23 protein-coding genes are annotated in these 26,914 nt (G+C 74.6%); 21 read left to right on the forward strand and 2 right to left on the reverse strand.

Annotated elements, in window-relative coordinates; all coding sequences use genetic code 11:
• Nucleotides 1-102 precede the first annotated feature (102 nt).
• From ACI769_RS02830 to ACI769_RS02920, 19 genes are all read left to right on the forward strand, one after another.
• Nucleotides 103-1,758, forward strand: a complete 1,656-nt coding sequence (locus ACI769_RS02830) for a UDP-N-acetylmuramoyl-L-alanyl-D-glutamate--2,6-diaminopimelate ligase (protein ID WP_409141114.1) — start codon at nucleotides 103-105, stop codon at nucleotides 1,756-1,758.
• The gene (gene murF, locus ACI769_RS02835; RefSeq protein WP_043657980.1) at nucleotides 1,755-3,203 is read left to right on the forward strand and encodes a UDP-N-acetylmuramoyl-tripeptide--D-alanyl-D-alanine ligase; all 1,449 of its coding nucleotides are present in this window, start codon (nucleotides 1,755-1,757) and stop codon (nucleotides 3,201-3,203) included. The genes ACI769_RS02830 and murF overlap by 4 nt, the downstream gene beginning before the upstream one ends.
• Entirely contained in the window at nucleotides 3,200-4,282 is a 1,083-nt protein-coding gene (gene mraY, locus ACI769_RS02840; RefSeq protein ID WP_021483305.1) for a phospho-N-acetylmuramoyl-pentapeptide-transferase, read from the forward strand. The genes murF and mraY overlap by 4 nt, the downstream gene beginning before the upstream one ends.
• On the forward strand, nucleotides 4,282-5,730 hold the full coding sequence (murD, locus tag ACI769_RS02845) for a UDP-N-acetylmuramoyl-L-alanine--D-glutamate ligase (protein ID WP_396051293.1): 1,449 nt from the start codon (nucleotides 4,282-4,284) through the stop codon (nucleotides 5,728-5,730). The genes mraY and murD overlap by 1 nt, the downstream gene beginning before the upstream one ends.
• 12 nt (nucleotides 5,731-5,742) lie before the next feature.
• Nucleotides 5,743-7,089, forward strand: coding sequence for a putative lipid II flippase FtsW (gene ftsW, locus ACI769_RS02850; RefSeq protein WP_043657972.1), 1,347 nt, complete (start codon nucleotides 5,743-5,745; stop codon nucleotides 7,087-7,089).
• A gap of 127 nt (nucleotides 7,090-7,216) precedes the next feature.
• Nucleotides 7,217-8,365 (forward strand): undecaprenyldiphospho-muramoylpentapeptide beta-N-acetylglucosaminyltransferase, encoded by a 1,149-nt coding sequence (gene murG / locus ACI769_RS02855; protein ID WP_144722841.1) that lies wholly within the window; start codon nucleotides 7,217-7,219, stop codon nucleotides 8,363-8,365.
• A complete protein-coding gene (murC, locus tag ACI769_RS02860) occupies nucleotides 8,362-9,840 on the forward strand; it encodes a UDP-N-acetylmuramate--L-alanine ligase (protein WP_144722842.1) in 1,479 nt (492 codons plus the stop codon). The genes murG and murC overlap by 4 nt, the downstream gene beginning before the upstream one ends.
• A complete protein-coding gene (locus ACI769_RS02865; RefSeq protein WP_144722843.1) occupies nucleotides 9,840-10,928 on the forward strand; it encodes a cell division protein FtsQ/DivIB in 1,089 nt (362 codons plus the stop codon). The genes murC and ACI769_RS02865 overlap by 1 nt, the downstream gene beginning before the upstream one ends.
• A 149-nt stretch (nucleotides 10,929-11,077) precedes the next feature.
• Entirely contained in the window at nucleotides 11,078-12,415 is a 1,338-nt protein-coding gene (gene ftsZ, locus ACI769_RS02870) for a cell division protein FtsZ (protein WP_144722844.1), read from the forward strand.
• A 34-nt stretch (nucleotides 12,416-12,449) separates the two neighbouring features.
• Entirely contained in the window at nucleotides 12,450-13,256 is an 807-nt protein-coding gene (locus tag ACI769_RS02875; protein ID WP_232322580.1) for a polyphenol oxidase family protein, read from the forward strand.
• A 139-nt stretch (nucleotides 13,257-13,395) separates the two neighbouring features.
• Nucleotides 13,396-13,881 (forward strand): cell division protein SepF, encoded by a 486-nt coding sequence (locus tag ACI769_RS02880; RefSeq protein WP_034652914.1) that lies wholly within the window; start codon nucleotides 13,396-13,398, stop codon nucleotides 13,879-13,881.
• A 151-nt stretch (nucleotides 13,882-14,032) separates the two neighbouring features.
• Entirely contained in the window at nucleotides 14,033-14,323 is a 291-nt protein-coding gene (locus tag ACI769_RS02885) for a YggT family protein (RefSeq protein WP_021482710.1), read from the forward strand.
• Between the two features lie 226 nt (nucleotides 14,324-14,549).
• The gene (locus tag ACI769_RS02890) at nucleotides 14,550-15,224 is read left to right on the forward strand and encodes a DivIVA domain-containing protein (RefSeq protein WP_034652912.1); all 675 of its coding nucleotides are present in this window, start codon (nucleotides 14,550-14,552) and stop codon (nucleotides 15,222-15,224) included.
• 138 nt (nucleotides 15,225-15,362) lie between these two features.
• On the forward strand, nucleotides 15,363-15,824 hold the full coding sequence (locus ACI769_RS02895) for a TraR/DksA C4-type zinc finger protein (protein WP_021482712.1): 462 nt from the start codon (nucleotides 15,363-15,365) through the stop codon (nucleotides 15,822-15,824).
• A 59-nt stretch (nucleotides 15,825-15,883) separates the two neighbouring features.
• Nucleotides 15,884-16,570 carry a signal peptidase II gene (locus ACI769_RS02900; protein WP_081600060.1) on the forward strand — a complete coding sequence of 229 codons (687 nt, stop codon included), beginning with the start codon at nucleotides 15,884-15,886 and terminating at the stop codon, nucleotides 16,568-16,570.
• A complete protein-coding gene (locus ACI769_RS02905) occupies nucleotides 16,567-17,496 on the forward strand; it encodes an RluA family pseudouridine synthase (protein WP_043655591.1) in 930 nt (309 codons plus the stop codon). The genes ACI769_RS02900 and ACI769_RS02905 overlap by 4 nt, the downstream gene beginning before the upstream one ends.
• On the forward strand, nucleotides 17,493-18,014 hold the full coding sequence (locus ACI769_RS02910; protein WP_051028218.1) for a GNAT family N-acetyltransferase: 522 nt from the start codon (nucleotides 17,493-17,495) through the stop codon (nucleotides 18,012-18,014). The genes ACI769_RS02905 and ACI769_RS02910 overlap by 4 nt, the downstream gene beginning before the upstream one ends.
• Nucleotides 18,015-18,112: 98 nt before the next feature.
• A complete protein-coding gene (dnaE, locus tag ACI769_RS02915) occupies nucleotides 18,113-21,649 on the forward strand; it encodes a DNA polymerase III subunit alpha (RefSeq protein ID WP_409141115.1) in 3,537 nt (1,178 codons plus the stop codon).
• Between the two features lie 197 nt (nucleotides 21,650-21,846).
• Nucleotides 21,847-22,251: a pyridoxamine 5'-phosphate oxidase family protein gene (locus ACI769_RS02920; RefSeq protein ID WP_085388081.1), complete on the forward strand. Its 405-nt coding sequence runs from the start codon at nucleotides 21,847-21,849 to the stop codon at nucleotides 22,249-22,251.
• 27 nt (nucleotides 22,252-22,278) lie between these two features.
• Here the strand turns inward: ACI769_RS02920 and ACI769_RS02925 are convergent, their stop codons facing one another.
• A complete protein-coding gene (locus ACI769_RS02925) occupies nucleotides 22,279-22,515 on the reverse strand; it encodes an RNA-binding S4 domain-containing protein (RefSeq protein ID WP_034652908.1) in 237 nt (78 codons plus the stop codon).
• Nucleotides 22,516-22,647: 132 nt separating this feature from the next.
• On the opposite strand from ACI769_RS02925, the gene hisD reads away from it, so the two are divergent.
• Both hisD and ACI769_RS02935 read left to right on the forward strand, forming a co-directional pair.
• A complete protein-coding gene (hisD, locus tag ACI769_RS02930) occupies nucleotides 22,648-23,973 on the forward strand; it encodes a histidinol dehydrogenase (RefSeq protein WP_409141116.1) in 1,326 nt (441 codons plus the stop codon).
• Nucleotides 23,970-24,587: a GNAT family N-acetyltransferase gene (locus ACI769_RS02935; RefSeq protein WP_051028219.1), complete on the forward strand. Its 618-nt coding sequence runs from the start codon at nucleotides 23,970-23,972 to the stop codon at nucleotides 24,585-24,587. Before hisD ends, ACI769_RS02935 begins: the two co-directional genes overlap by 4 nt.
• Nucleotides 24,588-24,614: 27 nt before the next feature.
• On the opposite strand, the gene ACI769_RS02940 is transcribed toward ACI769_RS02935, so the two are convergent.
• The gene (locus ACI769_RS02940; RefSeq protein WP_043655610.1) at nucleotides 24,615-26,882 is read right to left on the reverse strand and encodes a RecQ family ATP-dependent DNA helicase; all 2,268 of its coding nucleotides are present in this window, start codon (nucleotides 26,880-26,882) and stop codon (nucleotides 24,615-24,617) included.
• Nucleotides 26,883-26,914 lie beyond the last annotated feature (32 nt).

Consider the following 26,914-nt stretch of genomic DNA (forward strand, 5'->3'; position numbering starts at 1 on the left):
TCTCCCGGTCGCCGGTGAAGGTCCCGTGAAGCGCGCCCCGGCCCGGGTGCAGCGGCCCGCGGGCTTGCGGGGCGGCCCGTCCCGGCACGGTAGGTTCTACACGTGACATCCCCGATCGACCGTCTTCGCCCTGCCACGACCACCCGTCGGTCGGTGGCGGACCTGGCAGCACGGTTCGGGCTCGACGTCCGCGCGGGTGGCGCGGACGCCGCACCGGGCTCCGCCGAGGTGTGGTCGGTGGCGTCGGACGACCGCACCGCCGACGCGGGCGACCTCTTCGTGGCGCTGCCCGGCGCCCGGGCGCACGGGGCGCGGTTCGCGCCCGCCGCCGTGGGCCGCGGCGCCCGTGCCGTCCTCACGGACGCCGAGGGCGCCGACCTGCTCGCGGACGCCGGCCTCGACGTGCCGGTGCTCGTCGCCCCCGACCCCCGCGCGCTCCTCGGCCCCGTCGCGGCCTGGGTGTACGGCGCCCCCGCGCAGGACCTCACGACGTTCGGCGTGACGGGCACGAACGGCAAGACCACGACGACGTACCTCGTCGACCACGCGCTGCGCGCGCTCGGCTGGACGGGCGGCCTCATCGGCACCGTGGAGATGCGCTCCGGCGACCGGGTGCTGCCGAGCCGCCTCACGACCCCGGAGGCGGCCGACCTCCAGGCCCTGCTCGCGGCGATGCGCGAGGACGGCGTACGCACGCTCGCGATGGAGGTCTCGTCGCACGCGCTCGCGCTCCACCGCGTCGACGGGCTCGTCTACGACGTCGTGGGCTTCACGAACCTCAGCCAGGACCACCTCGACTTCCACGGCGACCTCCAGGAGTACTTCGAGGCCAAGGCGCTGCTGTTCACGCCCGAGCACGCGCGCCGCGGCGTCGTCGTGGTCGACGACGCGTGGGGCGAGCGCATGGTCTCGGCCGCGCGCGTCCCGGTCGCCACGCTGCGCGTGAGCCCGACCACGGCAGGCGACGAGCAGCCCGCGGCGGACTGGACCGTGCACGACGTCGAGCCGTCGGAGGCGGGCGGCTCGGCGTTCACGCTGCGGCACCGCGACGGCCGCAGCGTGCGCACGACGACGTCGCTGCCCGGGCACTTCAACGTCGCCAACGCCGCCCTCGCCCTGGCCCTCGTGCTCGAGGCGGGCACGGACGCGCGCGACCTCGAGACGGCGCTCGCGGCGGCCGGTGGGCTCGACCCGGCGGTCCCGGGCCGCATGGAGGTCGTCTCGGAGCCGCCCCACCGCCCGCGCGTCGTCGTCGACTTCGCCCACAACCCGGACGCTCTCGCCCTCGCGCTCGACGCGCTGCGGCCCACCACGCCGGGCCGGCTCGTCGTCGTGTTCGGCGCGACCGGCGACCGGGACCGCGGCAAGCGGCCCACGATGGGCGGCGTCGCGGTCGAGGGCGCCGACGTCGTGGTCGTGACCGACGACGACCCGCACGGCGAGGACCCGGCCGCGATCCGCGCGGAGGTGCTGCCCGGAGCCCACGCGGCGCGCGAGGCCGCGGCCGCCGCACCCGAGCCGCGCGACGTCGTCGTGCTCGAGGTCGCGCCCCGCGCCCGGGCGATCCGCGAAGCGATCCTCGCCGCGGGCCCGGACGACACGGTGCTCGTCGCGGGCCGCGGCCACGAGGTGTGGCAGGAGATCGCCGGCGTCGACCACCCCCTGGACGACCGCGTCGAGGCGCGGGCCGCGCTCGAGGAGCGCCCCGCGACGACGCCGCCCCACGACACCCTCGACCTGAAGGAGCACCACGCATGATCGAGCTCACTGCGGCGCAGGTGGCCGCAGCGACCGGCGGACGCCTGTCCGCCGACCCGGAGGTCCGGGTCGGGGGGCCCGTCGTCGTCGACTCGCGCCGGGTCGCGCCGGGGTCGCTCTTCGTGGCGCTGCCGGGCGAGCACGTCGACGGTCACGACTACGCCGCGGGTGCCGTCGAGGCGGGCGCGACGCTCGTCCTCGCCGCGCGCGAGCTCGACGTGCCGTGCGTCGTCGTGGACGACGTCCAGGCCGCGCTCGGCGAGCTGGCCCGCCACGTGCTCGCGACGCTGCGCGAGCGCGGCGACCTGCGCGTGGTCGGCGTCACGGGCTCCGTGGGCAAGACCACGACGAAGGACCTGCTCGGCCAGCTCCTGCGCCCCGAGGGCCCCACCGTGGTCCCGCGCGGGTCGTTCAACAACGAGATCGGCCTGCCGCTCACGGTGCTGGAGGCCGACGAGTCCACGCGCTTCCTCGTGCTCGAGATGGGCGCGAGCGGCGTGGGGCACCTCACCTACCTCACGCGCATCGCGCCCCCGGACGTCTCGGTCGTGCTCGTCGTGGGCAGCGCCCACCTGGGCGAGTTCGGCGGGATCGAGGCCGTGGCGCGCGCCAAGTCCGAGATCGTCACGGGCCTCGCGCCCGGCGGCGTCGCCGTGCTCAACGCCGACGACTTGCGGGTCGCGGCGATGGCCGACGTCGCGCCGGGGGAGGTCGTCACCTTCGGGACGATCCCCGCGGCGGACGTGCGCGCGGAGGACCTGGGCATCGACCGCACGGGCCGGGCCTCCTTCACGCTGCGCGTGCGCCCCGGCGCGTCGGGCGACGCGACGCGCGGCGAGGGCACGAGCGCGCGCGTGACCCTCGGCCTCGTCGGCGAGCACCACGTCACGAACGCGCTCGCGGCCGCGACGGCCGCGCTGCGCCTCGGCGTCACGCTGCCCGACGTCGTGGCCCGGCTGTCCGACGCGCGTGCCCTGAGCCCGCACCGGATGCAGGTCACCGAGCGTCCCGACGGCATCACGGTGATCGACGACTCCTACAACGCCAACCCGGACTCGATGCGCGCCGCGCTCAAGGCGCTCGCCGTCATGGCGGGGCGCGACCGGCGGTCCGTCGCCGTGCTCGGCGAGATGCTGGAGCTCGGCGAGGACTCGCGCGTCGCGCACGACGACATCGGTCGGCTCGTGGTGCGATTGAACGTCAAGCTGCTCGTCGTGGTCGGCGAGGGCGCCGGCGGGATCCACGACGGCGCGACCCAGGAGGGGTCGTGGGGCGACGAGACGCGCTTCGTCCCCGACGTCGAGGCGGCGTCCGCGCTGCTGCGCGACGAGCTGCAGGAGGGGGACGTCGTGCTCGTGAAGGCCTCGAACGGGTCCGGGCTGTGGCGGCTCGGCGACGAGCTGGCGGCCGCGGGCGCCGGTGCGGCAGGAGGTGAACGCGCGTGATCGCGATCATCGTCGCGGCGGGCGTCTCCCTGCTCGTCGCGCTCTTCGGGACGCCGCTGTTCATCCGGTTCCTCGTGCACCGCAACTACGGGCAGTTCGTCCGCCAGGACGGCCCGACGGCGCACTTCACCAAGCGCGGGACGCCCACGATGGGCGGGGTCGTCATCATCGGCGCGACGCTGCTCGGCTGGGCGATGTCGTACGTCGTCTCGGGCCGGTTCCCGAGCGTGTCCGCCCTGCTCGTCCTGTTCCTCATGACGGGGCTCGGGATCGTCGGCTTCCTCGACGACTTCACGAAGATCCGCAAGCAGCGCAGCCTCGGGCTCACGGCCCGCGCGAAGATCATCGGCCAGGGCGCGGTCGGCATCGCGTTCGCGGTGCTCGCGCTGCAGTTCCCCAACGAGCACGGCCGCACGCCGGCGTCGACGCGCATCTCCTTCCTGCGCGACACGAACCTCGACCTCGCGTTCGCGGGCGTCACGGTCGGGCTGATCCTCTTCGTGCTCTGGGCCAACTTCCTCATCACCGCGTGGTCGAACGCGGTCAACCTCACCGACGGTCTCGACGGGCTCGCGACGGGCGTCTCGCTCATCGTGTTCGGCTCGTACGTGCTCGTGGGCATCTGGCAGCTCAACCAGACCTGCCAGCGCCTCGCGTCGGCCGGGCCGAGCTGCTACGAGACGCGCGACCCGCAGGACCTCGCGATCGTGGCCGCCGCGATCGTCGGCGCGTGCTTCGGGTTCCTGTGGTGGAACGCGAGCCCCGCGAAGATCTTCATGGGCGACACGGGCTCGCTCGCGCTCGGCGGCGCGCTCGCCGGCCTGTCGATCCTCACGCGCACCGAGTTCCTCGCGCTCATCATCGGCGGCCTCTTCGTCATCATCGTGCTCTCCGACGTCATCCAGATCGGGTTCTTCAAGATGACCGGGCGGCGCGTGTTCAAGATGGCGCCGCTGCACCACCACTTCGAGCTGTCCGGGTGGGGCGAGGTCACGATCGTGATCCGCTTCTGGCTCATCGCCGGGCTGTTCGCGGCGCTGGGCATCGGGATCTTCTACGCCGAGTGGGTGGTCGGCTAGTGGCACGCGACCCCCACGACCTCGCCGTCCCGCTCGAGCGTGCGCGCGTCGTCGTCGCCGGCCTCGGGGTGTCCGGGCGCGCCGCCGCGGCGGCGCTCCGCCCGCGCGCGGCGTCGGTCGTCACGCTCGACGACGGCGCCGCCGACGCCGACCTGCACGACGCGGCGGACGTGGACCTCGCGGCGACGGACCTCGTCGTCGTCTCGCCGGGCTGGCGCCCGAGCCACCCGCTGCTCGTGGCCGCCGCGGAGCGCGGCGTGCCGGTGTGGAGCGAGGTCGAGCTCGCGTGGCGCCTGCGCGTCGCCGGCCCGTCGGGGCGGCCCGCGCCCTGGCTCGCCGTCACCGGGACGAACGGCAAGACGACGACCGTCGAGATGCTCGAGACGATCCTGCGGACCGCGGGCCTGCGGACGGCGGCGGTCGGCAACGTCGGGACGCCCGTCGTCGAGGCCGCGCTCGACCCGACGCTCGAGGTGCTCGCGGTCGAGCTGTCGAGCTTCCAGCTCCACTTCACGCACACCACGTCCCCCGAGGCGGGCGCCGTCCTCAACGTCGCCCCCGACCACCTCGACTGGCACGGCGGGATCGACGCCTACGCGGCCGACAAGGGCCGCGTCTTCGAGGACGCCCGGGTCGCGTGCGTCTACAACGTCGCGGACCCTCGCACCGAGGCGCTCGTGCGCGAGGCGGACGTCGTCGAGGGGGCCCGGGCCGTCGGCTTCACGCTCGGCGCCCCGGCGCGCGGGCAGCTCGGCGTCATCGAGGACGTGCTCGTCGACCGCGCGTTCCACGCGCCCGCGGACGCTCCGGACCGGCACACGCACGCCGCCGAGCTCGCGACGCTCGGCGACCTGTCGCACCTCGCGGGCGCCGACGGCGTCGTGCCCGCCCACGTCGTGGCGAACGCGCTCGCGGCGGCCGCCCTGGCACGGGCGCACGGCGTCCCGGCCGTCGCGGTCCGCGACGGGCTGCGCGCGTTCCGCACGGGGTCGCACCGCATCGAGCAGGTCGCCTCGGTCGACGGCGTCGCCTACGTCGACGACTCCAAGGCGACCAACGCGCACGCCGCGTCCGCGTCCCTCGCCGCGTTCGCGCCCGGGACCGTCGTGTGGGTCGCGGGCGGCCTCGCGAAGGGGGCGTCGTTCGACGAGCTCGTCGCGGCGCGCGCCGACCGGCTGCGTGCCGTCGTGCTGATCGGCGTCGACGCGGAGCCGTTCGCCGGTGCGCTCGCCCGACACGCGCCCGATATCCCCGTCGTGCGCGTGGATCCTGGCGACACTGGGACCGTGATGCCCCGCGCCGTCGACTCCGCCCGCCGCCTCGCGCAGGCCGGCGACACGGTGCTGCTCGCGCCCGCCGGCGCGTCGATGGACCAGTTCCGCTCGTACGCCGCGCGCGGCGACGCGTTCGCCGAGGCGGCGCGCGCCCTGCGCCCCGACCACGGGTAGGCCGGGCAGCCCATGACCCAGACCGCGAACGGGCGAGGCGCGCCCTCGACGCGCACCGTCCCCCGGGCCGGCACGAGCCGGACGGTGCCGCGGGGCCGGGCGACGACCCGCGAGCCGCGACGCCCGCGGCCCGAGCCCGCCGAGCGCCCGTGGCTCGGCCAGTGGAACAGCACGGTGACGAGCTACTACCTGCTCGTCGGCGCGACGGCGCTGCTCGCGATCATCGGTCTCGTCATGGTGTTCTCCAGCTCGGCGGTCACGCAGATCGCCGCGGGCAAGTCACCCTTCGGGGCGTTCCTCGAGCAGGCGAAGTTCGCCCTCATGGGCCTGCCCGTCCTGCTCGTCGCCACGCGCGTGCCGGTCGACTGGTACAAGCGGCTCGCGTGGCCCGCGCTCCTCGTGGCGCTCGGGCTGCAGATGCTCGTGTTCACGCCGCTCGCGAAGAACGTCAACGGCAACACGGGCTGGATCGACCTGAAGCTCTTCACGTTCCAGCCGGCCGAGGTCGCGAAGCTCGCGCTCGCGCTGTGGCTCGGTGTCGTGCTCGGGCGCAAGCAGCGGATGCTCGGTCAGTGGCGGCACGTGCTGATCCCCGCGGTCCCCGTCGCGGTCGCGGTCGTGGGCCTCGTGCTCGCGGGTCACGACCTCGGCACGGCGCTCGTCGTCATGGCGATCATCGCGGGTGCGTTCTTCGTCTCGGGGGCCGACGGGCGCCTGCTCGCCCTCGGGGCGGGCGGTGCCGCGTTCGTCGTCGGGTACGTGTTCATCCTCAACCAGTCGGGCGGCGACCGGCTCTCGCGCATCATGGCGACGTACCGCGAGTGCACCGACACCCTCGGCGAGTGCTACCAGTCGATGCACGGTCTGTACGCGCTCGGCACGGGCGGGCTCACGGGCGTCGGCCTCGGGGCGAGCCGCGAGAAGTGGTCGTACCTGCCGGAGGCGCACAACGACTTCATCTTCGCCGTGATCGGCGAGGAGCTGGGGCTGCTCGGCACGCTCCTGGTGCTGGGGCTGTTCGTCATCGTCGGCGTCGCCACGAGCCGGATCGTGCGCCGCCACCCCGACCCCTTCGTGAAGATCACGACGGCCGGGATCGCGTGCTGGATCGTCGGCCAGGCGTTCATCAACATCGGCGTCGTCATCGGGCTCCTGCCCGTGATCGGCGTCCCGCTGCCGCTCGTCTCGGCGGGCGGCTCCGCGCTCATCATGACGATGGCCGCGCTCGGCGTGCTCATCTCGTTCGCACGCTCGGAACCGGGCGCGGCCGAGGCGCTCGCCGCGCGGGGGAGCGTCGTGCGGCGCTCGCTCGCCGTCGTCGGCCGGGCGGCACGCCCCCGGCGCCGGACCGCGCGATGACCTCCCCGGCCGTCGCGGCCGCTCCGGCCGCGACACCGGACCCGTGGGGCGCCCCGTGCCCCGCACGACAGACCTCCGCACGACGGACAGGACGCGGCACCTGCCGCAGGGAAGGACGACGAGGTACGTGACGACGATCGGTTCGGTGGTGCTCGCAGGCGGCGGGACGGCGGGGCACGTGAACCCGCTCCTCGCGGTGGCGGACGAGCTCCGGGTGCGTGAGCCCGGCGTGGTGGTGACCGCGCTCGGGGTCGCGGGCGGCCTCGAGGACGACCTGGTCCCCGCCCGGGGCTACCCGCTGCGGCACGTGCCGCGCGTCCCGCTCCCGCGCCGCCCCAGCGCGGAGTGGGTCAACCTCCCGGGACGCCTCAAGTCCGCCGTGGACGCGGCGGGCGCCGTCATCGACGAGACCGGCGCGCGCGTCGTCGTCGGCTTCGGGGGCTACGTCTCCACGCCCGCGTACCTCGCCGCGCGCCGTCGCGACGTCCCGGTCGTGATCCACGAGCAGAACGCGCGCCCCGGCCTGGCGAACCGCCTCGGTGCCCGGTGGGCCGCGCGCGTCGGCGTGACGTTCGAGGGCACGCCGCTCAAGGGCGGCGTCGTCACCGGGCTGCCGCTCCGCCGCGAGATCCAGGACCTCGTGGCCGCGCGGGCGGCGGACGCCGCCGGGGTGCGCGCGGACGCCGCGGCGCGCCTCGGCCTCGACCCCCGCGCTCGCACGCTCGTCGTCACCGGCGGCTCGCTGGGGGCGCAGAGCCTCAACGAGGCGGTCTCCGGTGCCGCCGGCGCGCTCCTGGGGGCGGGCACGCAGATCCTCCACCTGACGGGCAAGGGCAAGGACGGCGCGGTGCGCGAGGCGGCGGCCGGTGCCGTCGCGGGCCACCCCGGCGCGCGCTACGACGTGCGCGAGTACCTCGCCGAGATGCAGCTCGCGCTCGCGGTCGCGGACCTCGTCGTGTGCCGCGCGGGCGCGGGCACGGTGGGCGAGCTCGCGGCGCTGGGCATCCCGGCCGTCTACGTGCCGCTGCCCATCGGCAACGGGGAGCAGCGGCTCAACGCCGGCCCCGTCGTCGCCGCGGGTGGCGGCCTGCTCGTCGACGACGCGCAGCTCGACGCGGCGTGGGTCGCGCGCGAGGTCCCGGCGCTGCTCGGTGACCCGGGTCGGCTCGACGCGATGGCCGCGGCCGCCGCGGGAGCGGGCGTGCGCGACGGCGCCGCCCGCGTCGCGGACCTCGTCGCCGAGGCCGTCGCCGGTGCGTCGGGGGCACGGCCGTGACGGCGGCGTCCGGCGAGGGCCCGCTCGCGCTCGAGGAGCTCGGCACGGTCCACCTCGTCGGCGTCGGCGGGGCGGGCATGTCCGTCGTCGCCCGTCTCCTCGCCGCGCACGGCGTCCCCGTCCAGGGCTCGGACGCGCGCGAGGGCGACGCGCTCGCCGCGCTGCGCGCCGACGGCGTCCGGGTGTGGGTGGGGCACGACGCCGCGCACGTCGCCGGCGCGGACACCGTCGTGGTGTCGAGCGCGGTGCGCGAGACGAACCCCGAGCTCGCCGCGGCGCGCGCGGCCGGGCTGCGCGTGCTGCACCGCTCGCAGGCGCTGGCCTCGCTCATGGCGTGCGGCCGGTCCGTCGCCGTGGCGGGTGCGCACGGCAAGACCACGACCTCCGCCATGATCGCGTCCGTCCTGCGCGGCGCGGGCCTCGACCCGTCGTTCGCGATCGGCGGCACGGTGCTCACCGAGGACGGTCCCGTCGCGGGCGGCCACCTCGGGTCGGACGTCCTCGTGGCCGAGGCCGACGAGTCGGACGGGTCGTTCCTCAACTACGCCCCGGACGTCGCCGTCGTCACCAACGTGGAGCCGGACCACCTCGACCACTACGGGTCGCGCGCCGCGTTCGAGCAGGCGTTCGTCGACTTCGCCGCGCGGATCGTCCCGGGCGGGACGCTCGTCGCGTGCGCCGACGACGCGGGGGCGTGCGCGCTCGCGTCGTCGCACGCCCGGGCCGGGGGAGCGGTGGTCACGTACGGCACGTCCGCGGACGCCGACGTGCGCGTCGCGGACGTGGCCCCCACCGACGAGGCGGGCCGACCGGGGGTGCGGGCGTCGCTCACCGGAACGGTCGGCACGGCGCGCCTCGACGGGCTCGAGCTGCTGCTGCGCGTGCCGGGGCACCACAACGCGCTCAACGCGACCGCGGCCGTCGTGACGGCGGTCGTGCTCGGCGTCGACCCGGCGGCGGCGGTCGCGGCCGCGCACGGCTTCCTCGGCACCGGCCGCCGTTTCGAGGCTCGCGGCGAGGCGGGCGGCGTGCGGGTCGTCGACGACTACGCGCACCACCCGACCGAGGTCGCCGCGCTGCTCGACGCCGCACGGCCCGTCGCGGCCGGCGGCCGGGTGCTCGTGCTGTTCCAGCCGCACCTGTACTCGCGCACCGCGACGTTCGCGCGCGAGTTCGCGGACGCGCTCGCCGGAGCGGACGAGGTCGTGGTCACGGGCGTCTACGCGGCGCGCGAGGAGCCGGACCCGGCCGTGAGCGCGCGCACGATCACCGACCTGGTCGACGCTCCCGGCGTGGTCGTCGCCGCGGTCGAGGACCGCGTCGAGGCGGCCCACCGCGTCGCGGACGCCGCCCGCCCGGGCGACCTCGTGCTCACGGTCGGAGCGGGGGACGTCACGGAGCTGGGTGCCGTCGTCCTCGAGCGCCTCCGCGCGCGTCGCGACGGTGCCCCGGCGCCCGGAGGAGGCGAGGCCTGATGCGTCCGCCGCCCCAGCCTCGTCCCGCCGCGCCGCGGCCGGGCCGGTCGGGCGCGGGCGAGCGGGCCGGACGGCCCGCGGCCCCGGACCCCGCGAAGCCGGCCCCGAGCTCCGCGAAGCCGGCCCCGAGCTCCGCGAAGCCGGCCCCGCCCGCCGGCGCGCGCCGTGCGCCGGTCGAGGACACGCCGACGCGACCGGTGCGCCGCGTCGCGGCGCCGGGCTCCGAGCTCGTGCGCTCGTCGGGCGGCCGTTCCGGCACCGTTCGTCCTCCGGCCGCGCGCGGTAGCGGCAGCCGGGGCGCGGGCACGACGACGTCGGTCCCGCGCGGCGCGTCCGCCCCGACCGGGGTCGTCTCGCACGGCATGGCCGAGCGGCTCGCGGAGCGCGACGCGATGCGCCGCCACCGGCTCCGCACGCGCGTCCTCGGCTGGGTCGCGGGGCTCCTCGTCGTCGCCGGTCTCGCGTGGGTGGCGTTCTTCTCGCCCGTGCTCGGCCTCGACCTCGACAAGGTCACGGTCTCCGGCGAGGGCACGGTGATCGACCCGCAGCAGGTCCGCGACGTGGTCGCCGCCGCGGACGGCGTGCCGCTGCCGCGTCTCGACACGGTCGCGCTGCGCGAGCAGGTGCTCGACCTCAACGGCGTGCGCGACGTCGAGATCCGGCGTGCGTGGCCCTCGGGCCTCGCCGTGCTCCTCGAGTCGCGCGAGCCCGTCGTGGCGGTGCCCGTGGACGACGGCTTCGCGCTGCTCGACGCGGACGGCGTCCACGTGCGCACCGACCCGGTCGTGCCCGAGGGGCTGCCGGAGATCGACGCGCCGCTCGACGACCAGGGGACGCGGGCGCTCGACGCCGCGCTCGTGCTGCTCAACGCGCTCCCGGCAGACCTCCACGCGCAGGTCGCGGAGGTCTCGGCGCCGACGCGCGACGCGGTCCGCATGACGCTGCGGGACGGGGTCGTCGTCGAGTGGGGGAGCTCCGAGGAGGCGGCGCTGAAGGTGCGCGTCCTGCAGACGCTCCGGGCCGTCCCGGAGAACGCGGAGGTCACCGTGTACGACGTCTCGGCCCCGCGGCTCCCGGTGACGCGGTGAAAGCGCGCGTGGCGATCCCCGACACGCGCGAGACGGTCGTTGATGATGGGCACGTCGACACCTACGGTCGACCCATGAACGACCTGACATAACTATAACCCTCTACTTGAGGGTGAAGGTTCAGGGCTGACCGATCGAGAGGCATTGACGTGGCAACTCCGCAGAACTACCTAGCAGTGATCAAGGTGGTCGGCATCGGCGGTGGGGGCGTGAACGCCGTCAACCGGATGATCGAGGTCGGCCTCAAGGGTGTCGAGTTCATCGCCATCAACACGGACGCGCAGGCGCTCCTCATGTCCGACGCGGACGTCAAGCTCGACGTCGGCCGCGAGCTCACGCGCGGTCTCGGCGCCGGCGCCGACCCGGAGGTCGGCAAGAAGGCGGCCGAGGACCACGCCGAGGAGATCGAGGACGTGCTGCGCGGCGCGGACATGGTCTTCGTCACGGCGGGCGAGGGCGGCGGCACCGGCACGGGCGGTGCACCGGTCGTCGCCCGCATCGCGCGCTCGCTCGGCGCGCTGACCGTCGGCGTCGTGACGCGGCCCTTCACGTTCGAGGGCCGCCGCCGCTCGGTCCAGGCGGACCAGGGCATCGAGAACCTGCGCAACGAGGTCGACACCCTCATCGTCATCCCGAACGACCGCCTCCTGTCGATGTCGGACCGCAACGTCAGCGCGCTGCAGGCGTTCCACCAGGCCGACCAGGTGCTGCTGTCCGGTGTCCAGGGCATCACCGACCTCATCACGACCCCCGGTCTCATCAACCTCGACTTCGCGGACGTCAAGTCCGTCATGCAGGGTGCGGGCAGCGCCCTCATGGGCATCGGCAACGCGCGGGGCGACGACCGCGCGGTGCAGGCCGCCGAGATGGCGATCTCGTCGCCGCTCCTCGAGGCGAGCATCGACGGCGCCCACGGCGTGCTGCTCTCCATCCAGGGTGGTTCCGACCTCGGCCTGTTCGAGATCAACGAGGCGGCGCGTCTGGTCCACGAGGCCGCGCACACCGAGGCGAACATCATCTTCGGCGCCGTGATCGACGACGCGCTGGGCGACGAGGTCCGTGTCACCGTCATCGCGGCCGGCTTCGACGGCGGTGCCCCGCAGGTGCGGGGCGACGCGCGGGCGCTCGGCCAGGTGGCAGGTGCCCAGCGCCCCGCGACGAGCGCGATCCCGGTCGTGCCCGCCGCGCGGACCGTGCCGCCGGCACCGACGACGGGTGCGCACACGCTGCCGCGGCCGGTCGTGCCGATCCAGCCGGAGGCCGACGACGTGCCCGTCACGCTCGACGGCGGTCACGGCCCGGTGCCGGTGCAGCCGGTCGCCCCCGCCCCGTTCACCGTGGTCGGTCCCGGCGACGCCGGGAACCACAACGCGGAGGCCGTGCCGGGCGGGCAGAACGAGGGCGTCGACGTGCCCCCGCGGATCTTCGACGAGGAGCCCCCGCGCCGCAAGGTCGAGGAGCTCGACGTGCCCGACTTCCTCAAGTGACGGTGCGCGACCGCGTGGCGCGGTGCGGGGCCGCGTGAGCGCCGGGGCCGTGCAGGACGGGAGGGGCGGTGCCGACGGCGCCGCCCCTCCCGTCGTGCTCGAGGTGGACCTCGGGCCGGGGGTGCGCGCCGGCTTCACGACGCGCGACGGCGGGCTCTCGCCGGCGCCGTGGGACACGCTCAACCTCGGGCTGAACGTGACCGACGACGCCGATCGGGTGCGCGCCAACCGTGCGCGCGCGGCCGCGTGGCTCGGCGTCCCGGCGTCCTTCGCGACGCAGGTGCACGGCACCCGCGTCGCGACGGTGGAGCCTGTGCCGCGCGGTGCGGACCCCGTCGACACGGTGGGGGAGGCGGACGCCCTCGTCGCCCCGTCCCGCGGCGCGGGCCTGGGCGTCCTCGTGGCCGACTGCGTGCCCGTCCTCCTCGCGGACGCCGAGGCGGGCGTCGTCGGCGTCGCGCACGCCGGGCGCCGCGGCCTCGCGCACGGGGTGGTCGACGCGGCGCTGGGCGCCCTGGTCGCCGCCGGTGCGCGGGTCGACCGGGTGCGGGCCGCCGTCGGGCCGAGCGCGTGCGGGCGGTGCTACGAGGTGCCCGCGTGGATGCGCGACGACGTCGCGCTCGCGCGTCCGGCCACGTGGTCGACGACGTCCTGGGGGACGCCGGCGCTCGACCTGCCCGCCGGGGTCGTCGCGGACCTCGTCGCGGCGGGCGTGGCGGACGTCGTGCGCGTCCCGGCGTGCACGATCGAGGACGAGCGGTTCTTCTCGCACCGTCGGGCGGCGCGTCGTGGCACGACGACCGGCCGGTTCGCCGGGCTCGTGACGCTCACCGGCACCTGAGCGGGCTCGGTCCGACCTCCGCACGAGGTTGCGCACGCCGGGCGTGTCGTCCGGGGCTCGCCGCGCACCCTCGGTTAGCGTGAACGCACCGGTCCGACGGCCGGTGGACCGAGGATCGATCGAGGACGGAGCAAGGCCCATGGCGGGAGCGCTGCGCAAGACCATGCTGTATCTGGGCCTCGCTGATGATCGCGGCGAGGACGAGCAGGACGAGTACGTCGACGAGCTCGACGAGACGGGGGCGGACGTGGCGCACGACTACCAGGCACCGGTGACGCCGCTGCACCGCGCGCTCGGGCCGCGCGAGGTGCCGCAGACGAGCATGTCGGCGGCCGAGCTGCGGCGGATCACGACGGTGCACCCGCGGTCGTACAACGACGCGCGCGTGATCGGCGAGGCGTTCCGCGGCGGCACCCCCGTGATCATGAACCTCTCGGACATGGACGACGCGGACGCGAAGCGCCTCGTCGACTTCTCCGCGGGCCTCATCTTCGGGCTGCACGGGGCCATCGAGCGCGTCACCAACAAGGTGTTCCTGCTCTCGCCCGAGCACGTCGAGATCACCGGCGAGGAGCAGGCCGCCGCGCCGGCCCCCGGTCGCGCGGGCTTCTACAACCAGAGCTGAGCGTGCGCGCGGCGCGGTGCACCCGCCGAGCACGCGCCGCACGCACGGAGGGACGGGCGCGGTGACGCGCCCGTCCCTCCTGCGCGTCCGCCCTGGGCGTAGCGCGTGTCCCCGGCGGGGCCGGGGGCGGTGCGTCTGGCACAGTTGACCCGTGATCTGGGACCTCATCACAGGCATCGTCGGATTCCTGCTCTGGCTCTACCTGCTGCTGCTCATCGGTCGGCTCGTGTTCGACTGGGTGCAGTTCTTCGCGCGCGACTGGAGGCCCCGGGGGGTCCTGCTGGTGCTCGCCGAGGTGATCTACTCGGCGACGGACCCGCCCCTGCGCGCGCTGCGCCGGCTCATCCCGCCGCTCTCGCTGGGTCAGGTGCGCCTCGACCTCGCGTTCATCATCCTGTTCTTCGCGGTGACGATCGCGGCGCAGATCGTGTCCTCGCTCTGAGACGCACGTCACCCGACCAGGGTGTCCGGACGGCCCGTACCGGGCCGCTACGTCCGGTTCGCCCCGACCCCCACCGCACGCCCGCGCACGCTGCACGCCGTCGGCACGGTTCCGACGGCGCGCGACGGCGCGGCTGCACCCGCCCCTGGGGGCAATGTCCGCTACTTTGGAGTCTGGTGATCGCGAGGTCGCCCGGACCGACACGCAAACGCTATGAGGTGAACCGATGGCACTGCTCACTGCAGAGGACATCCTGAACAAGAAGTTCTCGGCGACGAAGTTCCGCGAGGGCTACGACGTCGAAGAGGTCGACGACTTCTTGGACGAGGTGGTGAGGACCCTCAACTCCGTGCAGGAGGAGAACGAGGACCTCAAGTCGAAGCTCGCTGCGGCGGAGCGTCGTCTCGCCGAGCTCAGCCGGGCCGACGCGTCCAGCGCTGCGGTGCAGCCCCCCGTCGTCGAGACGCCGAAGGCGCCCGAGCCGGAGCCGGAGCCCGTGCGCCCCGCGCCGATCTCGCAGGCCGTCGTCACGAAGAACGCGGCGGAGCCCGAGTCGGCGACGGGCATGCTCCAGCTGGCCCAGAAGCTGCACGACGACTACGTGCGCTCCGGCCAGGAGGAGGGCGACCGCCTCATCGCGGAGGCCAAGGAGGAGGGCTCGCGCATCGTGCGCGAGGCCGAGGAGACCTCGCACCGTACGCTCTCGCAGCTCGAGCAGGAGCGTTCGCTCCTCGAGCGCAAGATCGACGAGCTGCGGATCTTCGAGCGCGACTACCGCACGCGTCTCAAGAGCTACCTGCAGAACCTGCTGGGCGACCTGGACAACCGGGGCAGCGCCCTCCCGCCGCGCAGCAACGTCGGCGGGGCGAGCCGCACGAGCGACCTGGCTCCCGGCATCTAGCACCTGCGTCGACCGTCCGGCAGCGGCCGGTACGCCACGCACCTGCGCCTTCTCTCCCGCCTCGGCGGACCGGCGTGGTGTGTTGTGCGTACCGGCCGCTGCGTCTACTCTCGCGTGACTCGAACTTGGAGGGGCGACATGACCAAGCTCACCACCGCGGCCCGTTCGGCCGTGCGCGACCGTTTCCCGAACCTCGCGAAGGACGTCAAGTCCTTCCCCGTGCGCGACGGGGAGGAGCCCTGGACCCTGCGGGAGGCCGAGGAGCTCGCCGCGGAGCTGCTGGCCGAGAAGGAGCGGCTGGAGGGGGAGCTCGCCGTCGCGGACGAGGAGCTGTCGAACCTCCTGCGACACTCCGGTGACGGTGCCGGCGACGACCAGGCAGACTCCGGGTCCAGCGCCCTCGAGCGCGAGCAGGAGCTGACGCTCGTCAACAACGTGCGCGACCTCCTCGCGCAGACGTCGCACGCGCTCGACCGCATCGCGGCCGGCACGTACGCGACGTGCGAGGAGACCGGGCTGCCGATCGGCAAGGCGCGCCTGCAGGCGTTCCCGCGCGCGAACCTCTCCGTCGAGGCCAAGCAGCGCGCCGAGCGGCGCTGAGCACCGGGCCGTCGCGGGGCCGCGTCGACCGGGGCGACGACGTGGCAGACTTGCCGCCGATGTCCACCTCTGCGCGCCCCGAGCCCACCGACCCCGCCGACGCCTCCCCGCAGGCGCCCGCCGACCCCTCCGCAGGAGCCGTCCGGCGCGGTCCGCGACGCGTCCTGGTCGTGTGGACCGTCGTCCTCGCCGTCCTCGTCCTCGTGCTCGACCAGCTCACCAAGTGGTGGGCGGAGTCGAGCCTCACGCTGGGCGACGACACGATCCCGCTCGTGGGGTCCCTGCTCGGCCTGCGGCTCATCTACAACCCGGGCGCGGCGCTCTCCATCGCGACGGGCATGACGTGGCTCCTGACCATCGTCGTGGTCGCGGTCGTGGTCGTCATCGTGCGCATGGTGAGCCGCATCGGCTCGCGCGCGTGGGCCGTCGCGCTGGGCCTCCTGCTGGGCGGCGCGCTCGGCAACCTCGTCGACCGCTTCTTCCGCGAGCCCGGCTTCGCGCGCGGGCACGTCGTCGACTTCATCGCCTACGCGAACTGGTTCGTGGGCAACGTCGCGGACATCGCGATCGTGGCCGCGGCCGTGATGATCGCCGTCCTGTCGGTGCTCGGCATCGGGCTGGACGGGACGCGCCACGGCGGCGACGACGCGGACCCCGGGACGAGCGCCGACGACGCCATCGAGCCGACGTCCGGGCCCGCACCCGAGCCGACCGCCACGCGGACCGACGACGAGGGGGCGCGGTGAGCCTCCGGTCGCTCCCGGTGCCCGACGGCCTCGCCGGCGAGCGGGTCGACGCCGGGCTGTCCCGGCTCCTCGGCCTCTCGCGGACGCGGGCCGCCGAGCTCGCCGCGGGCGGCGCCGTCCGCCTCGACGGACGCGAGGTCGGCAAGTCCGACCGGCTCGTCCCGGGCGGGTGGCTCGAGGTCGACGTGCCCGACGCCGCGCCCGCCGTCGAGGTCGTCGCGGAACCCGTGCCGGGCATGGGCATCGTGCACGACGACGACGACCTGGTGGTCGTCGACAAGCCCGTCGGCGTCGCGGCCCACCCGTCGCCGGGCTGGACGGGCCCGACCGTCGTCGGCGCCCTCGCGGCCGCGGGGTACCGGATCTCGACGTCGGGCGCCGCGGAGCGTCAGGGCATCGTGCACCGCCTCGACGCCGGGACGTCGGGGCTCATGGTCGTCGCGAAGAGCGAGGTCGCGTACACCGCGCTCAAGCGCGCCTTCAAGGAGCGCACGGTCGAGAAGGTCTACCACGCGCTCGTCCAGGGCCACCCCGAGCCCACGACCGGGACGATCGACGCGCCGATCGGGCGGCACCCCAGCGCGGACTGGAAGTTCGCCGTCACGGCGGAGGGCAAGCCCTCGGTCACGCACTACGAGGTCCTCGAGATGCTGCCCGCCGCGTCCCTCGTCGAGGTGCACCTCGAGACGGGACGCACGCACCAGATCCGGGTGCACTTCTCCGCGCTGCGGCACCCGTGCGTCGGCGACCTCACGTACGGTGCCGACCCGGTGCTGGCCTCGCGCGTGTCCCTGACGCGCCAGTGGCTGCACGCGATGCGCCTCGGGTTCGAGCACCCCACGACCGGGCAGTGGCTCGAGCTGACGAGCGAGTACCCGGACGACCTCGCGCACGCGCTCGAGGTGCTGCGCGGGGCGTACGCGTGACCGTCGCCGCCTCGGGGCCGGGCGACGCCCGGCTCGCCGTGGAGCGCGTGTCCGACGACGCCGGGCTGGCCGCGGCGCACGCGCTGCGGCTCGCGGTGTTCGTCGACGAGCAGGGCGTCCCGGTCGAGGAGGAGATCGACGACCTGGACACCGCGGAGACGACCACGCACGTGCTCGTGCGGGACCGCGAGCGGGGCGGGGAGGTCGTCGGCACGGGCCGGCTCCTCACGGACCCCGGGCGCCCGGGCGAGGTGCACGTCGGCCGGGTCGCGGTCGCCGCGGTCGCGCGCGGCACCGGCGCGGGCGCCACGGTGATGCGCGCGCTGGAGGGGGTCGCGCTCGCCGAGCACGCGGTCCCCGGACCGGACGGACGCCGCGCCGTGCGCGTGCTCCTCTCCGCCCAGGTCCAGGCGATCGGCTTCTACGAGCGGCTCGGGTACGCCGTGTCCGGGCCCGTCTACCTCGACGCGGGCATCGACCACCGCGACGCCGCCAAGACCCTGACGACCGACGCCTGACCCCTCTCGGCGGGGCGCCGCGGGCCGTCCGCGTGACGTGCCGCACGACCCGCCGCCACCTCGCCAGGGTGTGGGTGGGGCACGCCTAAGATCGGGGCATGCCCACCGCGACTGAGGACTTCGTCCACCTCCACGTCCACACCGAGTACTCGATGCTGGACGGCGCGGCCCGGATCGGGGACCTGTTCGACGAGGTCGAGCGCCTGGGGCAGAAAGCCATCGCGACGACGGACCACGGCTACGTGTTCGGGGCGTTCGAGTTCTGGTCGCGGGCGCAGGCGAAGGGCATCAAGCCGATCATCGGCGTCGAGGCGTACGTCACGCCGGGCACGAGCCGGTTCGACCAGACCCGCGTGCGGTTCGGGCAGCAGGGGCAGGAGTCCGACGACGTCTCGGCGCGCGGTGCGTACACGCACATGACGCTGCTCGCGAAGGACAACGAGGGTCTGCACAACCTGTTCCGGGCGTCGTCGCTCGCGTCGCTCGAGGGGCAGATGGGCAAGTGGCCGCGCATGGACCGCGACCTCCTCCAGCGCTACGGCAAGGGCCTCGTCGCGACGAGCGGGTGCCCGTCGGGCGAGATCCAGACGCGCCTGCGCCTCGGCCAGTGGGACGAGGCGGTGCGGACGGCGGGCGAGCTCCAGGACATCTTCGGCCGCGAGAACTTCTTCGTCGAGCTCATGGACCACGGGATCGATATCGAGACGCGGGTCACGAAGGACCTCCTGCGCCTCGCGGAGACCATCGGCGCGCGCCTCGTCGCGACGAACGACCTCCACTACGTGCGCGAGGAGGACGCCTCCAGCCAGGAGGCGCTGCTCGCGATCAACTCCGGCTCGACGCTCGACGACCCGGACCGGTTCAAGTTCGACGGCACCGGCTACTACGTGAAGTCGGCGGCCGAGATGCGCCGGGTCTTCGCGGAGCTCCCCGAGGCGTGCGACAACACGCTGCTCATCGCCGAGCAGTGCGAGGTGTCGTTCAACACGAAGGCGAACTACATGCCGCGGTTCCCCGTCCCCGAGGGCGAGGACGAGACGAGCTGGTTCGTCAAGGAGGTGGAGCGCGGGCTGCACCGCCGGTACCCGAACGGCATCCCGGACGCGGCGCGCAAGCAGGCGCAGTACGAGACCGAGGTCATCATCCAGATGGGCTTCCCGGGGTACTTCCTCGTGGTCGCCGACTTCATCAACTGGGCCAAGGACCAGGGCATCCGCGTCGGCCCGGGCCGTGGTTCGGCGGCGGGCTCCATGGCCTCCTACCTCATGGGCATCACCGAGCTCGACCCGCTGGAGCACGGGCTGATCTTCGAGCGGTTCCTCAACCCCGAGCGTGTGTCGATGCCCGACGTCGACGTCGACTTCGACGAGCGTCGGCGCGGGGAGGTCATCCGGTACGTCACGGAGAAGTACGGCGACGACCGCGTCGCCCAGATCGTCACCTACGGCACCATCAAGGCCAAGCAGGCGCTCAAGGACTCGGCGCGGCTCCTCGGCTTCCCCTTCGCGATGGGGGAGAAGCTCACCAAGGCGATGCCGCCAGCGGTCATGGGCAAGGACATCCCCCTGTCGGGGATCTTCGACCCCCAGCACGAGCGGTACTCCGAGGCGGCGGAGTTCCGCCAGCTCCACGACACCGACCCGGAGGCGCAGCGCGTCGTCGAGCTCGCGCGGGGTATCGAGGGGCTGAAGCGGCAGTGGGGCGTGCACGCGGCGGGCGTCATCATGTCGAGCGACCCGCTCATCGACATCATCCCGATCATGCGCCGTCCTCAGGACGGCGCGGTCATCACCCAGTTCGACTACCCGACGTCCGAGGGCCTCGGCCTCATCAAGATGGACTTCCTCGGGCTGCGGAACCTCACGATCCTCGACGACGCGCTCGAGAACATCGAGATGAACGGCAAGGAGCCGATCGAGATCGAGTCGCTCACGCTCGACGACAAGGCGTCGTACGAGCTGCTCGCGCGCGGTGACACGCTCGGCGTGTTCCAGCTCGACGGCGGCCCCATGCGCGCGCTCCTGCGCCAGATGAAGCCGGACAAGTTCGACGACCTCTCGGCCGTCATCGCGCTGTACCGCCCGGGCCCGATGGGCATGAACTCGCACACGAACTACGCGCTGCGCAAGAACGGGCTGCAGAAGATCGAGCCCATCCACCCGGAGCTCGAGCAGCCCCTCGCGGAGATCCTCGACGAGACCTACGGCCTCATCGTCTACCAGGAGCAGGTCCAGAGGGCCGCGCAGATCCTCGCCGGGTACTCGCTCGGACAGGCAGACCTGCTGCGGCGCGCGATGGGCAAGAAGAAGAAGGAGATCCTCGACAAGGAGTTCGTGCCGTTCCAGGCGGGCTGCCGGGAGCGTGGGTACTCCGACGCCGCGATCCAGGCGGTCTGGGACACGCTGGTCCCGTTCGCGGGCTACGCCTTCAACAAGGCGCACTCCGCCGGGTACGGCCTCGTGGCGTACTGGACGGCGTTCCTCAAGGCGAACTACCCGACGGAGTACATGGCGGCGCTCCTGCAGAGCGTGCGCGACGACAAGGACAAGCTGGCCCTCTACCTCAACGAGTGCCGCCGCATGCACATCACCGTGCTCCCGCCGGACGTGAACGACTCGGCGGCGAAGTTCACCGCGGTGGGCGGCGACATCCGCTTCGGTCTCACGGGCGTGCGCAACGTCGGCGCAAACGTCGTCGACGCGATCATCCGCACGCGCGAGGAGAAGGGCGCGTTCACGTCGTTTACCGACTTCCTCGACAAGGTGCCGGCCGTGGTGTGCAACAAGCGCACCATCGAGTCGCTCATCAAGGCAGGCGCGTTCGACTCGCTCGGCCACGCGCGGCGCGCCCTGCTCGTCGTGCACGAGCAGGCCGTCGACTCGGTCATCAGCGTCAAGCGCAAGGAGGCGGAGGGCCAGTTCGACCTCTTCGCCGACTTCGGGGGCGCCGACGCCGAGGACGGCATGTCGTTCTCCGTCGACGTGCCCGACCTCCCGGACTGGGACAAGAAGCAGCGCCTCGCGTTCGAGCGCGAGATGCTCGGCCTGTACGTGTCCGACCACCCGCTGTCCGGGCTCGAGCACGTGCTGACGCGTGCGGCGGACACCGGGATCGCGAACCTCCTCGCCGACGAGGGCCGGCCCGACGGCTCCACCGTGACGATCGCCGGCCTCGTGACGTCGCTCCAGCGCAAGATGAGCAAGAACGGCAACCCGTGGGCCGCGGTGACCATCGAGGACCTCGAGGGCGCCGTCGAGGTCATGTTCTTCGGCGAGACGTATCTCGCGTACTCGACCGTCCTCGCCGAGGACCAGGTCGTGGTCCTGCGCGGGCGCGTGCGTCGGCGCGACGACACGATGCAGCTCCAGGCGATGGAGGTCTCGCTCCCGGACATCACCGTGGGCGCCGAGTCGCCGCTCGCCGTGAAGGTCTCGCACACGCGCTGCGTCGAGCCGATCATCCTGCGCCTGCGCGAGGTCCTCGCGACGCACCCCGGCTCGGCCGAGGTGCACGTCCAGGTCCTCGAGCCCGGCAAGACCACGGTCGTCCGCGCGGGCGACGGGTTGCGGGTCGAGAAGTCGCCGGCGCTGTTCGGCGACCTCAAGGCGCTGCTCGGGCCGTCCTGCCTGCTCTGACACGCCGACGCCGCCGGTCCGGCACTGCGCACGGTCCCGCCGAGCAGACGGTGCCACGGCCCGGGCGGTGCCGTCCTGCCCGCGGTGCGGCGCACCCAGGACGACGCACCCGCGGCGGCTCGTCGTCGGCGTCGTGTGACGACCGGCACGAGACGGCTCCGGCCGGTGCCGGGCGGGCCGCGCCTAGACTCGCGAGCGTGATCCGACTCAACCCCGAGCAGCGTGTCTTCGTCACCGAGCGGCACCTGGCCACGCTCACGACCCTGCGCGAGGACGGGAGCCCGCACGTCGTCCCGGTGGCGTTCACCTGGGACCCGGACGCGGGCGTCGTGCGGATCACGACGAACCGCGGGTCGGTGAAGGCGCGCAACGCCCGCCGGGCCGGCCCGGACGGGGCACACCCGCGCGCCGCGGTGTGCCAGGTCGACGGCGGGCGGTGGCTCACGCTCGAGGGGACGATCGAGGTCGTCGAGGACGCGGACGAGGTGGCGGACGCCGTCGCGCGCTACGCCCGCCGCTACCGCCCGCTGACGCCCAAGCCGGAGCGCGTGGTGCTGCGCCTCACGCCGGACAAGGTGATGGCCTCGACGTACATGGCCTGACCTCGCCCGACGAGTCGTACCCGCCGCTCAGGCGACGGTCGCGCTCTCCCCGCCCTGCGGCCGGTCCACCGTGACGACGTCGCCGCGGTGCAGCTGGCGGCCTCGGCGCGTGTCCACCTCGCCGTTCACGCGCACCTCGCCCTCGGTGACGAGCTCGCGCGCCTCCGCGCCGGACTCGGCGAGCCCGGCGAGCTTGAGGAACTGGCCGAGGCGGATGACGTCGTCGGAGATCTCGACCGGGCGGGCGTCGTCGGAGGCGTTCATGACGCCATTCTCCCCGGCGCCGCGTGCCGCGACGACACGACTCCCGACGAGAACGCGCCGGCGCGAGCCGCCAGGACGACCGGTGGGCGAAACGCGCTCGTCGCGGACCTCCCGGGCTCCTAGACTCGTCGCATGATCTCCCGCATCGATCTCCGAGGGCGTTCCCTGTCCGCACGCGAGCTCGCCGAGGCCCTGCCGCGCGCAGAGGTCGGCGTGGAGGACGCGGCGCATCGGGTCGCGCCGATCCTCGAGGCGGTGCGGACGCGCGGGGCCGAGGCCCTGCGCGAGTACGCCGAGCGCTTCGACGGTGTGCGGCCGGAGCACCTGCGGGTCCCGGCCGACGAGATCGCCGCGGCGCTCGCGGCGCTCGACCCGCAGGTCCGGGCAGGGCTCGAGGAGTCGATCCGCCGGGTCCGGCTCGTGCACGCGGCGCAGCGCCCGCAGGACTTCACGGTCCAGGTCGCGCCGGGCGCCCAGGTCCGCCAGCGGTGGGTGCCCGTGCGCCGCGTCGGGCTCTATGCCCCCGGTGGCCTGGCCGTCTACCCGTCGTCCGTCGTGATGAACGTCGTCGCGGCGCAGGAGGCGGGCGTGCCGAGCCTCGCCGTCGCGTCGCCGCCGCAGCGGGACAGCGGCGGCCTGCCGCACCCGACGATCCTCGCCGCGTGCGCGCTGCTCGGCGTCGACGAGGTGTACGCCGTCGGCGGGGCGCAGGCGGTCGCGATGTTCGCGTACGGCGCGGCCGGCAGCGAGCCGCAGGACGGCGACGTGCTGTGCGAGCCGGTCGACGTGGTGACGGGCCCCGGCAACGTCTTCGTCGCGGCGGCCAAGCGGCTCGTGCGAGGCGTCGTGGGTATCGACGCGGAGGCGGGCCCCACCGAGATCGCAGTCCTCGCCGACGCCTCGGCGGACCCGGGGCACGTCGCGGCCGACCTCATCAGCCAGGCGGAGCACGACCCGCTGGCCGCCGCGGTGCTCGTCACCCCGTCGGTCGAGCTCGCCGCCGCGGTCGAGGCGCGCCTCGCGGACCTCGTGACCGCGACGAAGCACGCGCAGCGCGTCGCGCAGTCGCTCGCGGGCCCGCAGTCCGCGATCGTGCTCGTCGACGACCTCGAGCACGGGCTGCAGGTGGTGGACGCCTACGGCGCGGAGCACCTGGAGATCCAGGCCGCGGGGGCGGCCGAGCTCGCCGAGCGCGTCACGAGCGCGGGGGCGATCTTCGTCGGGCCCTGGTCGCCGGTCTCGCTCGGCGACTACTTGGCCGGCTCGAACCACGTCCTGCCGACGGGCGGCTGCGCGCACTTCTCCAGCGGGCTCGGCGTGCACAGCTACGTCAAGGCCGTCCAGGTGGTCGAGTACGACCGCGACGCCCTCGAGGACCTCGCGGACCGGATCGTCGCCGTGGCGAACGACGAGGACCTCCCGGCGCACGGCGAGGCGGTGCGGGCGCGGTTCCTGTGACCGCCGGTCGGTCCGGCGCGCCGCACGACGGCGGCCCGCACGACCAAGCACGGCGGCACGACGGCGGCCCGCACGACGAGGCCCCGCACGGCGGCGCCTCGCGCGACCAGGCACCGCTCGCCGGCGCTCCGCACGGCGTCTCCGCGCGGGACGCCGTCGTGCGGGTGCGGCGTGCCGTCCCGCGCGACGCGGCCGACCTCGTGTCGTTGCGTGTGCACCTCATGCGCGCGATGGGCGAGCCCGGCGCGGAGGACCCGACGTGGCAGGGCCGGGCGCGCGCGTGGTTCGCCGCGGGTCTGGGGACTCCCGACGTCGTCGCGTTCGTCGTCGACGCACCGGGACGCCTCGCGGCGTGCGCGCTCGTCGAGCTGCACCGGTCCGCGCCGTCGGCGCGCAACCCGCGCGGCACGACGGCGCACCTGTCGAACGTCTGCACGCACCCGGCCGACCGCGGCCGGGGGTTCGGGCGCGCGTGCGTCGGAGCGGCGCTCGACTGGGCCCGCACGGCGGGCGCGGACTCCGTGTCCCTGCACGCGACGCCGGAGGGCGAGCCGCTCTACCGCTCGCTCGGCTTCGTGGACACGACGTACACCGAGCTGCGCCTGCGCTGGTGACGCGGCCCGGTGTCTGGCGCGTCCGCGTCAGCGCACCCCGAGCACGAACGGGTGCACCGCCGCCGCCCCGGCGCGGCGCAGCAGGCGCGCCGCGACCGTGAGGGTCCAGCCCGACTCGGTGTAGTCGTCGACGAGCAGCACGCGGCGACCGGCGAGACCCGCGCGCGCCGCGTCCGACAGCTCGAGCTGGAGGCGGCCCGCGACGCCCGCGAGGCGCGTCGCGGAGTTCACGTCGTGCCGGCCCGGCTCCTCGCGGCCCGGGGCCGGCCCGACCGCGCCGATGAGCGGCTTGCCGAGGTAGCTCGCGAGCCCGTTCGCCAGGTGGAACGTGAGCCGCGGACGCGTCGCGGAGCGGACCGCGACGACGCCGTCCACGAGGAGCCGCCGCTCGGCCGGCGCGGTGCCGTCGGGGGTGTCGTCGTCGGCCCCGGTCCCCAGGTCCGGCTGCGGGGCGGACTCGTAGAGCTCCGCCCAGTCGTCGAGGACGCGCGCGGCGGCGCGCCGGAGCGCGACGGGGGTGTCGCCGTCGGGCGTCGTGGCCGCGAAGAGCTCGCGCAGCGGCGCGGACCAGCCGAGCCCGTCGAGGCGCGCGACCGCGCGCCCGGTCTCCGCGAGCTCGTCCGCACCCAGGCGCCCGCGCAGGTCGAGCCCCAGGCGGTCCATACCGCTCGGCCACTGCCGACGGGCCACGACCTCGACGCCGGGGCGGTCCATGTCGGCGCGCGCGGCGGCGACGGCCTCCGCGTCGGGGAGCGCGGGCAGCGTCACGCCGCCGCACGTGTCGCAACGGCCGCACCGCCACCCGTCCTCGAGCTCCGGGTCGTCGAGCGCGGCGCGCAGGAACGCCATGCGGCACCCGTCGGTGGCCTCGTAGTCGAGCATCGCCTGCTGCTCGGCCGAGCGCGTGGCGTCGACGCGCGCATAGCGCTCGGCGTCGTACGTCCAGGGCTCGCCCGTCGCCTCCCAGCCGCCCTTGACGCGCCGGACCGCGCCGTCGACGTCGAGCACCTTGAGCATGCCCTCGAGGCGTGACCGCTTGAGGTCGACCTGCGTCTCGAGCTGCGCGACGGACTGCGTGCCGCCCGCGCCGAGGGCGTCGAGGGTCGCCCGCACCTGGTCCTGGGGCGGGAACGCGGTGGACGCGAACCACTCCCAGATGCGGCGGTCCTCCTCGCCCGGCAGGAGCACCACGACGGCCGAGTCCACGCCACGGCCCGCGCGCCCGACCTGCTGGTAGTACGCGATGGGCGAGCTCGGCGCCCCGAGGTGGACGACGAAGGCCAGGTCCGGCTTGTCGAAGCCCATCCCGAGCGCGGAGGTCGCGACGAGCGCCTTGACACGGTTCTCCTTGAGGTCCTCCTCGAGCCGCTCGCGCTCGGCGGGGTCCGTCTGGCCCGTGTACGACGCCACGGCGAGACCGGCGGCGCGGAGCTGGCTCGCGACCTGCTCGGCGGCGGAGACGGTGAGGCAGTACACGATCCCCGAGCCGTCGACGTCCTGGAGCGCCTCGACGAGCCACGCGACGCGCGTCGGCTGGTCGGGCAGGCGCAGCACGGCGAGGTGCAGCGACTCGCGGTCCAGGCCGCCGCGCAGGACCAGGACGTCCTCGTGGGCCGCACCGCCCGCGGCGTCGCCGACGGCCCCGCCCGCGGCGTGCGCCGCCGTGACGCCGAGCTGCTCCGCGACGTCGGCGGTCACGCGCTCGTTCGCCGTCGCGGTCGTCGCGAGCACCGGGATGCCGGGCGGCAGGTCGGCGAGCAGGGTGCGGATGCGCCGGTAGTCCGGCCGGAAGTCGTGGCCCCAGTCCGAGATGCAGTGCGCCTCGTCGATGACGACGAGGCCCGCGTCGGCCGCGAGCCGGGGGAGGACCTCGTCGCGGAAGCCGGGGTTGTTGAGCCGCTCCGGCGAGCACAGGAGGACGTCCACCTCGCCGTCCGCGATCGCGCGGTGGACGTCGTCCCACTCGGTGACGTTCGCAGAGTTGATCGTCACCGCCTTGATCCCGGCGCGTGCGGCGGCCGAGATCTGGTCGCGCATGAGCGCGAGGAGCGGGGACACGATCACCGTCGGGCCGGCGCCGCGGTCCCGCAGCAGCCGGGTCGCCACGAAGTACACGGCCGACTTGCCCCACCCGGTGCGCTGCACGACGAGCGCACGACGGCGGAACGCCACGAGCGCCTCGATCGCGCGCCACTGGTCCTCGCGCAGCGTCGCGTCGTCGCGCCCCACGAGGGCGCGCAGCGCGGTCTCGGCGTCCTCGCGCAGCGACTGCCCGTCGAGGAGGCCGCGCAGCATGGCGAGCTTGGCGCGCTTGGCGGCCTCGCCGC

The sequence above is a fragment of the Cellulosimicrobium sp. RS genome (assembly GCF_046159675.1).
GTDB classification, from domain to species: Bacteria; Actinomycetota; Actinomycetes; order Actinomycetales; family Cellulomonadaceae; genus Cellulosimicrobium; species Cellulosimicrobium funkei.

Bases quoted from the DNA above. Each gene is read 5' to 3' on its own strand.
- ACI769_RS02890 (WP_034652912.1), top strand. From the start codon at position 14,550: ATGGCACTGCTCACTGCAGAGGACATCCTGAACAAGAAGTTCTCGGCG.
- hisD (WP_409141116.1), top strand. From the start codon at position 22,648: ATGATCTCCCGCATCGATCTCCGAGGGCGTTCCCTGTCCGCACGCGAG.
- ACI769_RS02940 (WP_043655610.1), bottom strand. From the start codon at position 26,882: ATGCTGCGCGGCCTCCTCGACGGGCAGTCGCTGCGCGAGGACGCCGAG.
- ftsW (WP_043657972.1), top strand. From the start codon at position 5,743: ATGACCCAGACCGCGAACGGGCGAGGCGCGCCCTCGACGCGCACCGTC.
- ACI769_RS02880 (WP_034652914.1), top strand. From the start codon at position 13,396: ATGGCGGGAGCGCTGCGCAAGACCATGCTGTATCTGGGCCTCGCTGAT.
- ACI769_RS02895 (WP_021482712.1), top strand. From the start codon at position 15,363: ATGACCAAGCTCACCACCGCGGCCCGTTCGGCCGTGCGCGACCGTTTC.
- dnaE (WP_409141115.1), top strand. From the start codon at position 18,113: ATGCCCACCGCGACTGAGGACTTCGTCCACCTCCACGTCCACACCGAG.
- ACI769_RS02925 (WP_034652908.1), bottom strand. From the start codon at position 22,515: ATGAACGCCTCCGACGACGCCCGCCCGGTCGAGATCTCCGACGACGTC.
- ACI769_RS02865 (WP_144722843.1), top strand. From the start codon at position 9,840: ATGCGTCCGCCGCCCCAGCCTCGTCCCGCCGCGCCGCGGCCGGGCCGG.
- murF (WP_043657980.1), top strand. From the start codon at position 1,755: ATGATCGAGCTCACTGCGGCGCAGGTGGCCGCAGCGACCGGCGGACGC.
- ACI769_RS02900 (WP_081600060.1), top strand. From the start codon at position 15,884: ATGTCCACCTCTGCGCGCCCCGAGCCCACCGACCCCGCCGACGCCTCC.